An 11,884-nucleotide genomic window follows, 5' to 3' on the forward strand; every position below is an offset into this window, starting at 1 on the left:
AGCTGCAGCGGTGCCGAAGTCCAAGGTGCGCAAGAAGTCGGTGTACACGCCGCCGGCGACGGTCCTGCAGCCCGGGACCGCCCGCGCCGCGGCACCGAGCCCCCGCTGGTACGCCCCGCTGATGGTGACCCTCATGGTCCTGGGGCTGCTGTGGATCGTCGTCTACTACGTCGCCGGTGAGGACATCGCCTTCATGGCCAGCCTCTCGGCGTGGAACTTCGCGATCGGCTTCGGCGCCATGGTCGCCGGGCTCGTGATGAGCATGCGCTGGCGGTAGCCGGCCCGCCACGCACCGCAGCGAGGCCCTCGTCCCCCCGGGGACGGGGGCCTCGCTGCGTCTCGTCCCCAGGGCTGCTGGGGACGTGTGCACAGGGGGTGCGCTTGTCCACAGGTCGACACGGCGCTCCGTACCCAGGGTTGTCCACCGGATGTGGAGCACGCATGTTCGACTGCACGCGGTTGACCTGCGGTTTCACCGGGTCTGGGACTCGTGTGACGAGGAGGACGAGGGAGTAACTACACCTCTGTGCTTCTGTCCCCAGCTGTGTACCCAGCTGTGGAGAAGTCGACATGACGGTCGCGACGGGCCGCTGACCTGCGGCGGAGCCCTACCCCGACCGTGGAGGTCCACACACCCGGCGTCCGGACGGTTCGCGGACGCGTGCACCCTGGGGATGTGGAGTGGTCGGCGCGCACCGGGCTGGTGGTCGCGTTGGGCGCCGCCGGGGTCCTGCTGGGGATCGGCGCCCTGCTGCTGGAGCCCGTCGGCCGGGTGCTGGTCGGAGCGGCGGCCGCCCTGCTGCTGGCGCTGGCCGCCCGCGCCGCCCTGCTGCGGCCCCGGCTGGCCGCCGGACCGGACGGTGTCGTCGTGCGCACCCTGACCGGGTCGACGTCCCTGCCGTGGACGGCGCTGCGGGTCCGGGTGCGCGAGACCCGCCGCCGCGGGCTGCGCTCCCGGCTGCTGGAGCTCGACACCGCCGCCGGGCCCGACGACGCGGGCGTGCTGGTGCTGCTCGGCGGGTGGGAGCTGGGCGGGGACCCGGCGGAGGTGGCGCGGGCGCTGGAGGCGCGGCGCCCGGTGTGAGGGGCGCCGCGCCCCGTCAGGGGTCGCCCGGGACCGTCAGAGGTCCAGGACGGTGATCGTCGACGCCGTCAGCGCGGTGACGCAGAGGACGGCGGTGAGCAGCAGCAGCCCGAGGACCTGGAGCTCGGTGCGCCGGCGAGCCAGCACGACGATGCCGGCGGTCACGAAGCCCACGAGGAGCCCTCCGAGGTGGCCCAGCAGCGAGATCCCCGGGACCAGGACGCTGATGGCGAGGTTGATCACGAGCAGGGTGACGATCCCCCGGACGTCCCCGCGTTGCGTCAGGGCCAGCACGGCGAAGGCCCCCATGAGGCCCCAGATCGCCCCGGAGGCGCCGGCGACGGCCTGGAACGGCTCGCCGAAGAGCTGGATCGCCACGGAGCCGCCGAGGGCGGAGAGCAGGTAGACCGACAGGTAGCGCCACCAGCCGAGGGCGCGCTCCAGCTCGGAGCCGAACAGCAGCAGCGCCAGCATGTTGAGCGCCAGGTGGGCGATGCCGATGTGCAGGAACGCCGACGTGATCAGCCGCCAGTCCTCGCCGCCGAACTGGACGAGGACGGGCGCGAGCCGCAGGTCGTCGAACAGCGGGGAGAGCTGGTTGTCCAGCGGGGAGTTGCCGGCGAGCGCCGCGGAGACGGCGGTGGCGACGAAGACGGCCACGTTGACGGCGATGAGCGTGAGCGTGACGACGCCCCAACGCCGTCCCGCCGTGCGCGCCACCGGCGCCCGGCGCGGGGCCCGCACGGAGGCCTGGCCCGCGCGGACGCACTCGGGGCACTGGAAGCCGACCGACGCCGACGTCATGCACTCCGGGCAGATGGGCCGGCCGCAGCGGGCGCAGGAGATCCCCGTGGCCCGGTCGGGGTGCCGGTAGCAGGTGGCCGGCGGGGGCACGGGCCGGGGCTCCTCGCCCCGGCCCGCGCCCCCGGCGACGGGTGGCTGGGTCAGCTGCGCTGCACCTCGACCGACTCGATGACGACGTCCTGCACCGGACGGTCCTGCCGGCCGGTCGGGACGTTGGCGATGGCGTCGACGACGTCGCGGCCGGCCTGGTCGGCCACGACGCCGAAAATCGTGTGCTTGCGGTTCAGGTGCGGGGTCGGGCCCACGGTGATGAAGAACTGCGAGCCGTTGGTGCCGGGGCCGGCGTTGGCCATGGCGAGCAGGTACGGCTTGTCGAACACCAGCTCCGGGTGGAACTCGTCGCCGAACTGGTAGCCGGGGCCACCGAAGCCCTGACCCAGCGGGTCACCGCCCTGGATCATGAAGCCGGAGATGACGCGGTGGAAGATCGTGCCGTCGTACAGGCGGTCGGTCGTCTTCTGCCGGGTCTCCGGGTGGGTCCACTCGCGGCGGCCCTCGGCCAGGTCCGCGAAGTTGGCCACGGTCTTGGGCGCGTGGTCGGGGAACAGGTCGACGGTGATGTCGCCGTGGTTGGTGTGCAGCACGGCACGCCGGGCGGGAGAGGTCGCTTCGGTCACGACCCCACTCTCCCACCGCCGCGCCGCGCGGGCGTCACCCGGGCGGGCGGGGGACGGCGGCCGTCCCGGCGCCCGCAGCCGCCTTCCGGTGGGCGGCCGCGGGCCCTAGCGTCGCCGCAGACGCCGTCGTCCCCGAGGAGGGCCGCCGTGGACCCCGCTGCCGACGCATCCCCCGGAGGCTTCCTGGCCCCGGCTCCGCCCTCGCCCGGCGCCGCTCGGCTGGCGGCGGAGGACCGTGAGCAGCTGGGTTTCGTCATGAACCTGACGGCGGCGTGGAGCCACCTGCCCGACGAGCACGACGCCCTGGCCGACCTCCTCGCCCGCGCCGCGACGGCGGCCGGCCTGGACCGGCGAGGGCGTGGCGTGCTGGTGGCCGCGGTCGCGGGCGTGCTGGGTGACCCGCACTGCGGGCTGGCCTGGGGGGACCGGCTGGCCGAGGAGGTCGGCGAGGCGGCGGCGGCCGGGGTGCTCACCGGGGACGACGGCGGGCTCGACGCCCGCGACGCCGCCCTGGCGTCCTGGGCGCGCCAGCTGGCCCGCGACCCCAACGGGACCACGGCCGCGGACGTCCAGCGGTTGCGCGACGCCGGGTTCGACGACCGGCAGGTGGTGGCCCTGACGCTGTACGCGGCGCTGCGGCTGGCCTTCTCCACGGTCAACGACGCCCTCGGCGCGTCCCCGGACCGGCAGCTGCAGGACATGGTCCCCGCCGCGGTGCGCGCGGCGGTTGACGCGCGCCTGCCGCGGGGCGGGGGGCCCGCGGCCGGCGCGGTGTCGCCGACCGGGAGGGCCCGCCCCTAGCGACCCGCGGTGGACCGTCCTGGTCTCACATCCGCAGCACCTCGACGACGTCGAGGTTGCGGAAGCCCGTCTCGCCGTCGGTGACCTCCTGCATCCGCTTGGCGAAGTCCGTGGTCGCCGGGTGCTCGGAGTTGCGCATCGCCGACGCGTGGTCGGGGAACGAGACGACCTCCACGTAGGTGCCGGCCCGGTCCCGGTCGGCGGCGACGATCCCCCACCGGGCGGTGGCCTCCCGGCCGATGCGGTCGCGCCACTGCTCGGCCAGGGTGCGTACCCGGTCGACGTCGCCGGTGTGGAACTCGATGAGCTGGACGAACGAGCCGGGCTCCGCCTGCAGCTCGGCCTCGTCGCGCAGGCCGTCGCGCAGCGCGGCGCGCAGCTCCTCGTCGTCCTCGTGACCGTGCGCGGTGACGGCGTGGACGGCGGCGAGCTCGAGGACCTCGTCCTCCTCGCCGGAGATCAGGACGGTGCAGTTCTTCTCACTGGGCAGCGTCCGGCAGTCCATGACCTTCCGTGCCATGGCTCCTCCTCGGGCCACGCCCGCCCCGCCCGGCCGGGCGGGGCCGGGGCGGCGCCGACCATGGCCCGCCGGGGAGGCGCTGTCCAGGGACGGAGGTCCCGCGACGGCGGGACGCGCCGGCCGGCCGGCGATGGGGACCGAGGGGTGGAGACGAGGGGAATCGAACCCCTAACCCCCGCCTTGCAAAGGCGGTGCTCTGCCAATTGAGCTACGTCCCCGGGCGGCCGGCGGCGCAGCGCCGGCCGTGGTTCAGCGGTTGGTCGGGGTGCTGACGGCCTGCGGGCCGCTCGTGGCCTCCGACCAGAGGTCGGCCTCGGTGCGGCCGGCGGAGCGCCGGCTGCGGACGGCGGCCAGGGCAGCCGCGGCCGCGGCGATCAGAGCGACCTTCTTGATCACGCGGCTCCTCCTCGAAGGACGCCGCGGCCCCTGTTCGGCAGGGGCCGCGGGGACCGGGTCGACACCGGCGGACCGGCACACGGGTGGGCCTGGGAGGACTTGAACCTCCGGCCTCATCCTTATCAGGGATGCGCTCTAACCGCCTGAGCTACAGGCCCGTGGACCTCGACCAGCATACGTGGCCCTCACCGGCGGCCGGCGAGGGGGGTCCCCACCTCAGTCCCGCTCGGAGAGCGTGACCTCCAGGCCGCCGACGAGGTCGGAGCACATGTTGTAGATGAACGCCGCCACGGTGCACAGCGCGGTCATCAGCACGATGTTGATCGCGCCGATGACGGCGGCACCGCCGAAGACGATCCCCGGGGTGATGACCTCGCTGGCCGCGCCGTCCCCGCCGGAGTCACCGAGCTGGCCGAAGAGGTCGTTGAGGGTGTCGAAGACCCCGAGGCCGGACAGCACGGCGAAGAGGATGCCGACCGCGACCATCCAGATGAAGAACAGCGCGATCGACAGCACCAGCGAGATCTTCAGCGCCGACCAGGTGTCGATGTGGCGCAGCTGGAGCCGGGCCCGGCGCGGGCCCCGCGCCTTGCCCTTGCCGCCGGCGGGCCGACCGGGACCGGTGCGGCCGGCCGGGCTCGACCCGGAGCTCGCGACCGGCCCGGCACCGGGGCCCGCGCCCGGAGCGCCGGCGGTGGTCACCGGGGCGGTGCCGGTCACGGGCGCGCCGCCCGCCACCGGACCTGCTCCCGGACCCGTGGCCGCGCTCGCGCCGGTCGCGGGGCCGGCCGGCGCACCGCCGGCCAGCGGGGCGCCGCCGGCAGCCGGTGCCGTGGCGGTCGGGCCGCCGGCGGGGGCGTCGGTGGCCTCACCGGGCCGGGTGCCGGTCTGCACCGCACCCTGCGTCCGGTCGCTCATACTGGTCTCCGCTCCCCAGCGGCTCTCGCCGCCGCTCCGCGCCAGGGCACTCCGGTGCGCGACCGGAGGCGCCTCGGGCGCCGGTCAGACGTGGTCATCGGGCAGTCCGGCTCCCGGGCCCGCGCAACCGCGGGCACCGGGGGCCGGTCGCCCTGCCTCCCACACTAGGCGGCGGGCTCGTCGTTGTCCGTCGTACGCGCGATAGCCACGATGGAGACGTCCTCGGGCAAGTTCATGAGCTTGACACCCATGGTGGCCCGGTCCTTGTTGTGGCGGACGCCGTTGACCGGGGTGCGGATGACGCCACCGCCGGAGGTGATGGCGTAGAGCTCGTCGCCGAGCTGCACCGCCAGGGCCCCGACCAGGTTGCCCTTGCGGGCCTTGGGGTCGGCGGTGAGCACGCCCTTCCCGCCGCGGCCCTGGGCCGGGTAGTTCTCGATGCCGGTCCGCTTGGCGAAGCCGCGCTCGGTCGCGACGAGGACGTCGACGCCCTCCTCCACGACGATCATCGACAGCAGGCTGTCGTCGGGCGCCAGGGAGATGCCGCGCACACCCTCGGTGGCCCGCCCCATCGGGCGCAGCTGGTCGTCGTCGGCGCGGAAGCGGATCGACATGGCCTTGCGGCTGACCAGCAGCAGGTCCTGCTCGGGGTCGATCAGCGCGGCACCGACGAGCTCGTCGCCCTCGCGCAGGTTGATCGCGATGACGCCGCCGCTGCGCGGGGAGTCGAAGTCGCCCAGGCGGGTCTTCTTCACCTGGCCGCGCGCGGTGGCCAGGACCAGGTACGGGGCGACCCCGTAGTCCTTGATCTGCATGACCTGGGCGATCTTCTCGTCCGGCTGGAACGCGAGGATGTTGGCCACGTGCGCGCCGCGGGCGGTGCGGTTGGCCTCGGGCAGCTCGTAGGCCTTGGCCCGGTAGACGCGGCCCTTGTTGGTGAAGAAGAGGATCCAGTCGTGGGTCGAGCCCACGAAGAAGTGGTCGACGATGTCGTCCTGCTTGAGCTGGGCACCCATCACGCCCTTGCCGCCGCGACGCTGGGAGCGGTAGAGGTCGCTCTTGGTCCGCTTGGCGTACCCGGTGCGGGTGATGGTGACGACGACCTCCTCCTCGGCGATGAGGTCCTCCATGGAGACGTCGCCCTCGTTCGCCACGAACTTGGTGCGCCGGTCGTCGCCGTACTTCTCCACGATCTCGGCGAGCTCGTCGCGGACGATCTGCCGCTGCCGCTGCGGGGACTCGAGGATCGCCTGCAGCTCGGCGATGCGCGCCTCGATCTCGGCGAGCTCGTCCATGATCCGCTGCCGCTCGAGGGCGGCCAGCCGGCGCAGCTGCAGGTCGAGGATGGCCACGGCCTGGATCTCGTCGACCTCGAGCAGCTCCATCAGCCCGGTGCGCGCGGCGTCGGCCGAAGGGCTGTTGCGGATCAGCGCGATGACCGCGTCGAGCTGGTCGAGGGCCTTGGCGTAGCCGCGCAGGATGTGCGCGCGCTCCTCGGCCTTGCGCAGCCGGTACCGGGTGCGCCGCTGGATGACCTCGATCTGGTGGTGCACCCACTGGCGGACCAGCTCGTCCAGGCGCAGCGTCCGCGGGACGCCGTCGACGATCGAGAGCATGTTGCAGCCGAAGGAGGTCTGCAGCTGGGTGTGCTTGTAGAGGTTGTTCAGCACAACCTTGGCGACGGCGTCGCGGCGCAGCGTGATGACCAGCCGGCGGCCGACGCGGTCGGAGGACTCGTCGGCGATCTCGCTGATCCCCTGCAGGCGGCCCTCCTTGACCGACTCCGCGATCGACTCGGCGAGGTTGTCCGGGTTGACCTGGTAGGGCAGCTCGGTGACGACGAGCTGCACGCGCCCGCGTGAGTCCTCCTCGACCGTGACGACGGCCCGCATGCGGACCGAGCCGCGGCCGGTGCGGTAGGCGTCCTCGATGCCCTCGCGGCCGACGATCAGGCCGTGGGTCGGGAAGTCCGGCCCGGGGATCCGCGCCATGCAGGCGGTGAGCGCCTCCTCGGCCTCGGCCTCGGGGTTGTCGAGCATCCAGAAGACGGCCTCGGCCACCTCGCGCAGGTTGTGCGGCGGCATGTTGGTGGCCATGCCGACCGCGATCCCCGCCGAGCCGTTGACCAGCAGGTTCGGGATCCGCGCCGGCAGCACGACCGGCTCCTGGGTGCGGCCGTCGTAGTTGCCCTGGAAGTCGACGGTCTCCTCGTCGATGCCGGCCAGCATCTCCATGGCCAGCGGGGTGAGGCGGCACTCGGTGTAGCGCATGGCGGCCGCGGGGTCATTGCCCGGGGAGCCAAAGTTGCCCTGCCCGTCGATGAGCGGGTAGCGCATCGACCAGGGCTGGGCCAGCCGCACGAGGGCGTCATAGATCGCCGAGTCGCCGTGGGGGTGGTAGTTGCCCATCACCTCGGCGACCGGGCGGGCGCACTTGACGTACCCGCGGTCGGGGCGGAAGCCCTGGTCGTACATCGCGAAGAGCACGCGGCGGTGCACCGGCTTGAGGCCGTCGCGGACCTCGGGCAGCGCGCGGCCCACGATCACGCTCATCGCGTAGTCGATGTAGCTGCGCTGCATCTCCTGCTGGAGGTCGACCGCTTCGACGCGGTCGCGGGCGGGGGTCTCGGTCACGTGGGGACTCTCCGGTTCGTACGCAGATGAAGGACCCCGTCCTCCCCACCCTTCGCGAGCTCAGGGCGGGACCCGAGACGGGGCCGAAGGACTTACACGTCGAGGAAGCGGACGTCCTTGGCGTTGCGGGTGATGAAGCTGCGGCGGGCCTCGACGTCCTCGCCCATGAGGATGCTGAAGAGCTCGTCGGCAGCGGCGGCGTCCTCGAGCGTCACCTGGCGCAGGATCCGCGTCTCGGGGTTCATCGTGGTCTCCCACAGCTCGCTGGCGTTCATCTCGCCGAGCCCCTTGAAGCGCTGGATCGACTCGTCCTTGATCTTGCGGCCGGCCTCGGCGCCGGCCTTGACGACGGCGTCGCGCTCCTTGTCGCTGTAGGCGTACTCGTCGCCGATCTTGCCGCCCCACTTGATCTTGTACAGCGGGGGCTTGGCCAGGTAGACGTACTGGCCCTCGACCAGCGGCCGCATGAAGCGGAACAGCAGGGTCAACAGCAGGGTGCTGATGTGCTGGCCGTCGACGTCGGCGTCCGCCATCAGGACGATCTTGTGGTACCGGAGCTTCGAGATGTCGAACTCGTCGTGGATGCCGGTGCCGAACGCCGTGATCATCGACTGGACCTCGGTGTTCTTGAGGACCCGGTCGATGCGCGCCTTCTCGACGTTGATGATCTTGCCGCGGATGGGCAGGATCGCCTGGTACATCGAGTCGCGGCCGGACTTGGCCGAGCCGCCGGCGGAGTCGCCCTCGACGATGTAGACCTCGGAGTTGCGCGGGTCGGTGGAGCGGCAGTCGGCCAGCTTGCCGGGCAGGCCGCTGACGGTGAGCAGGCTCTTGCGGGCCAGCTTGCGGGCGTCCTGGGCGGCGCGGCGGGCGCGGGCGGCCGAGCTGGCCTTCTGGATGATCGTCTTGGCCTCGGTCGGGTTGGCCTCGAACCAGTGCCCGATCTGGTCGTTGCAGACGCGCTGCACGAAGCCCTTGACCTCGGTGTTGCCCAGCTTGGTCTTCGTCTGGCCCTCGAACTGCGGGTCGCCGAGCTTGACCGAGACGATCGCCGCGAGGCCCTCGCGGATGTCGTCGCCGGTGAGCTTCTCGTCCTTCTCCTTGAGCAGCTTCTTCTCGACGGCGTAGCGGTTGACGATCGAGGTCAGCGCCGCGCGGAAGCCCTCTTCGTGGGTGCCGCCCTCGTGCGTGTTGATGATGTTCGCGAAGGTGTGCACCGACTCGGAGTAGGCGTCCGACCACTGCATCGCGACGTCGAGGGACATCGCGGTGTCGTTCTTGCCGGTGCCGTCGGCGGAGAAGCTGATCACCGACCGGTGGATCGCGGTCCGCCGCCGGTTGATGTGCGTGACGTAGTCGATCAGGCCGCCGTCGTAGCGGTAGGTGATCTCGGTGGGCTCGAACGCCTCGTCCTCGTGGCCGGGGGCGGTGGCCTCCTCGGCGACCGAGGTCTCGTCGGACAGCCCGGTGTCGGCCTTGCCGTGGCCGGGCCGCTCGTCGCGCAGGACGATGGTCAGGCCCTTGTTGAGGAAGGCCATCTCCTGCAGGCGCCGGTTGATCGTGTCGAACGAGTAGGTCGTCGTCTCGAAGATGCCGCCGTCGGCCCAGAAGGTGATCGCGGTGCCGCGCTTGGTGGTCGGGCCGACCTTCTCCAGCGGACCCGGCTTGGCCATCTCGTAGCTCTGGTGCCACTCGACGCCGTCGTGCGCCCACACGGTGACCTCGAGGCGGGTGGACAGCGCGTTGACCACCGTGACGCCGACGCCGTGCAGACCGCCGGAGACGCCGTAGCTCTTGCCGTCGAACTTCCCGCCCGCGTGCAGGACGGTCATGATCACCTCGACGGTGGGGCGCTTCTCCACCGGGTGCATGTCGACCGGGATGCCGCGCCCGTTGTCCTCGACCCGGACGCCGCCGTCGGCCAGCAGCGTGACCTTGACCGTGTCGCAGTAGCCGGCCAGCGCCTCGTCGACCGCGTTGTCGACGACCTCCCACACCATGTGGTGCAGGCCGCGCTCGCCCGTGGACCCGATGTACATGCCGGGGCGCTTGCGCACCGCCTCCAGGCCCTCGAGGACCGTGATGGAGGAGCCGGAGTAGCCGTTGTCGGACGTGCTGTCGGTCTTCGGTCGAGCGACCACGTGAGGCCCTTCTGTCGAGCGACCGGCAGCCCACGAGGCCCACTGCGGCGGGGCACTCCGGGGCGCAGGGAGGCGCTGAGCCGGTTGCTGGGGGTGTTCACCGTCCAGACTACCGGGTGGTACGACAGGAACGGCGCCGTCCACGCCCTCAGCGCGCTCCTGCGCCACTCCCGGCACCTCCACCACCACGGGGACAGCCCCGGGGGTCGACACGCCGTCCCTGAGCCGCTGGCGCCCTCGCGCCGACGGTGGGGGTGGGGCGCCTCAGCCCGCGCGGTCGTGTGCGGGGTCCTCCCCGGCCAGGTGCGCCGGGTCGAGGGCCGCCGGCCCGCGGCCGGTCCGCTTGTTGACGGCGACGGTCACCAGCCAGAGGACGACGCCGATCGCCAGCAGGACACCGGCGATGCGGTACTGCTCGGCCGGCCTCCCGGACAACGGCGTGGCCAGGAAACCGCAGGCCAGGGCCCCGACCACGGGCAGGACGGTCGGCGTCCGGAAGTGCTCGGCGTCGACCCGGTCGCGGCGCAGCACCAGCACGGCGACGTTGACGACGGTGAACACGACCAGCAGCAGCAGCGCCGTCGTCCCGCCCAGCGCCGGCACCTCGCCGACGAAGGTGATGAGCCCGAAGGCGAGCAGGCTGGTGAACAGGATCGCCGTCCACGGGGTGCGGCGGCCGGGGAGCACGCGGCCCAGCACCGGCGGCAGGACGCGCTCGCGGGACAGGCCGTAGACCAGGCGGCTGGCCATCAGCATGTTGATGAGCGCGGTGTTGGCGACGGCGAACATGGTGATGACGCCGAACAGGTCGAGCGGGAAGCCGGGGGCGCCGGCCGCCACGACGCGCAGCAGCGGCGGGGTGTCGGGGTCGCTGAGCTGGTCCGGGGACACGAGCGCGATCGCCGAGATCGAGACGAGCACGTAGATCAGGCCGGTGATCCCCAGCCCGGTGAGCAGCACCTTGGGGAAGATCCGCCGCGGGTCCTTGGTCTCCTCGGCCATGTTGACCGAGTCCTCGAAGCCGACCATCGCGAAGAAGGCGAGGCCGGTCGCGGCGATGACGCCGGCCAGCACGCCCTTGTCGCCGGTGTCGAAGTCCGTGACGCGGCCGAAGTCCCCCTCGCCGCCGAACAAGGCCCACGCCCCGACACCGATGACGATGAGCAGGCCGGACAGCTCCACGCAGGTGAGGACGACGTTGCTCTTCACGCTCTCGCCGACCCCGCGCAGGTTCACGGCGGCGACCAGCGCCATGAAGCCCAGGCCGATGAGCGTGATGCCCCAGCCGTCGATGTCGACCTCGAAGACCTCGGCCGCGTTCTCGCTGAACGCCCGAGCCGCCGTCGACGCCGAGGTGATCCCCGAGCTCATCACCGCGAAGGCGACGAGGAACGTCAGGAAGTGGATGCCGAACGCCTTGTGCGTGTACAGCGCCGCGCCTGCGGCCTGCGGGTACTTGGTGACCAGCTCGAGATAGCTGAACGCGGTGATCAGCGCGACCAGGAAGGCGATGAGGAACGGCAGCCAGACCACGCCGCCCACCTCGGCGGCCACCGTGCCGGTGAGCGCGTAGATGCCGGTGCCCAGGACGTCGCCGACGATGAACAGCAGCAGCAGTCCGGGGCCCATCACGCGCTTGAGCGCGGGCTGACCGCCGGGGGTCGCCTCGTCGGTCCGGGTGCTCGCCATCGTCGCCTCCTGCCGGTCCCGGCGCGCGGGGACCTCCGCGGCCGTGCCCCGAGATGATCTCGGTAGACGCGGACCGCCGCGACTCGACGGCGAGACGCCGTCCCGGGGGGGGGGGGGGGGGGGGGGGGGGGGGGGGGGGGGGGGGGGGGGGGGGGGGGGGGGGGGGGGGGGGGGGGGGGGGGGGGGGGGGGGGGGGGGGGGGGGGGGGGGGGGGGGGGGGG

At 72.7% G+C, this 11,884-nt stretch carries 11 protein-coding genes and 2 tRNA genes; 3 read left to right on the forward strand and 10 right to left on the reverse strand.

Annotated elements, in window-relative coordinates; genetic code table 11:
• Positions 1 to 10: 10 nt before the first annotated feature.
• Together crgA and ACI781_RS12440 are read left to right on the forward strand one after the other, a co-directional pair.
• A complete protein-coding gene (gene crgA, locus ACI781_RS12435; protein WP_456566414.1) occupies positions 11 to 277 on the forward strand; it encodes a cell division protein CrgA in 267 nt (88 codons plus the stop codon).
• 399 nt (positions 278 to 676) lie between these two features.
• On the forward strand, positions 677 to 1,084 hold the full coding sequence (locus ACI781_RS12440) for a PH domain-containing protein (protein ID WP_456566415.1): 408 nt from the start codon (positions 677 to 679) through the stop codon (positions 1,082 to 1,084).
• A 36-nt stretch (positions 1,085 to 1,120) separates the two neighbouring features.
• Here the strand turns inward: ACI781_RS12440 and ACI781_RS12445 are convergent, their stop codons facing one another.
• A complete protein-coding gene (locus ACI781_RS12445; RefSeq protein WP_456566416.1) occupies positions 1,121 to 1,978 on the reverse strand; it encodes a rhomboid family intramembrane serine protease in 858 nt (285 codons plus the stop codon).
• 50 nt (positions 1,979 to 2,028) lie between these two features.
• Positions 2,029 to 2,565, reverse strand: coding sequence for a peptidylprolyl isomerase (locus ACI781_RS12450; protein ID WP_456566417.1), 537 nt, complete (start codon positions 2,563 to 2,565; stop codon positions 2,029 to 2,031).
• A gap of 147 nt (positions 2,566 to 2,712) precedes the next feature.
• Between ACI781_RS12450 and ACI781_RS12455 the strand changes: the two genes are divergently transcribed.
• Entirely contained in the window at positions 2,713 to 3,366 is a 654-nt protein-coding gene (locus tag ACI781_RS12455; RefSeq protein ID WP_456566418.1) for a carboxymuconolactone decarboxylase family protein, read from the forward strand.
• Positions 3,367 to 3,391: 25 nt separating this feature from the next.
• Here the strand turns inward: ACI781_RS12455 and ACI781_RS12460 are convergent, their stop codons facing one another.
• The 8 genes from ACI781_RS12460 to ACI781_RS12495 form a co-directional block, all read right to left on the reverse strand.
• Entirely contained in the window at positions 3,392 to 3,886 is a 495-nt protein-coding gene (locus ACI781_RS12460; RefSeq protein ID WP_456566419.1) for a DUF1059 domain-containing protein, read from the reverse strand.
• A 145-nt stretch (positions 3,887 to 4,031) separates the two neighbouring features.
• Positions 4,032 to 4,104, reverse strand: a tRNA-Ala gene (locus ACI781_RS12465).
• A 31-nt stretch (positions 4,105 to 4,135) separates the two neighbouring features.
• Entirely contained in the window at positions 4,136 to 4,282 is a 147-nt protein-coding gene (locus ACI781_RS12470; protein ID WP_456566420.1) for a DLW-39 family protein, read from the reverse strand.
• Positions 4,283 to 4,366: 84 nt separating this feature from the next.
• Positions 4,367 to 4,440 (reverse strand) — tRNA-Ile (locus tag ACI781_RS12475).
• Positions 4,441 to 4,498: 58 nt separating this feature from the next.
• A complete protein-coding gene (locus ACI781_RS12480; RefSeq protein ID WP_456566421.1) occupies positions 4,499 to 5,200 on the reverse strand; it encodes a DUF3566 domain-containing protein in 702 nt (233 codons plus the stop codon).
• 164 nt (positions 5,201 to 5,364) lie between these two features.
• Complete coding sequence (gyrA, locus tag ACI781_RS12485) at positions 5,365 to 7,833, reverse strand: DNA gyrase subunit A (RefSeq protein ID WP_456566422.1); 2,469 nt, start codon at positions 7,831 to 7,833, stop codon at positions 5,365 to 5,367.
• A gap of 92 nt (positions 7,834 to 7,925) precedes the next feature.
• On the reverse strand, positions 7,926 to 9,974 hold the full coding sequence (gyrB, locus tag ACI781_RS12490) for a DNA topoisomerase (ATP-hydrolyzing) subunit B (protein WP_456566423.1): 2,049 nt from the start codon (positions 9,972 to 9,974) through the stop codon (positions 7,926 to 7,928).
• A 264-nt stretch (positions 9,975 to 10,238) separates the two neighbouring features.
• On the reverse strand, positions 10,239 to 11,663 hold the full coding sequence (locus ACI781_RS12495; RefSeq protein WP_456566424.1) for an APC family permease: 1,425 nt from the start codon (positions 11,661 to 11,663) through the stop codon (positions 10,239 to 10,241).
• Positions 11,664 to 11,884 lie beyond the last annotated feature (221 nt).

Source organism: Blastococcus sp. SYSU D00695 (assembly GCF_054050555.1).

Bases quoted from the DNA above. Each gene is read 5' to 3' on its own strand.
- ACI781_RS12460 (WP_456566419.1), bottom strand. From the start codon at position 3,886: ATGGCACGGAAGGTCATGGACTGCCGGACGCTGCCCAGTGAGAAGAAC.
- ACI781_RS12480 (WP_456566421.1), bottom strand. From the start codon at position 5,200: ATGAGCGACCGGACGCAGGGTGCGGTGCAGACCGGCACCCGGCCCGGT.
- ACI781_RS12495 (WP_456566424.1), bottom strand. From the start codon at position 11,663: ATGGCGAGCACCCGGACCGACGAGGCGACCCCCGGCGGTCAGCCCGCG.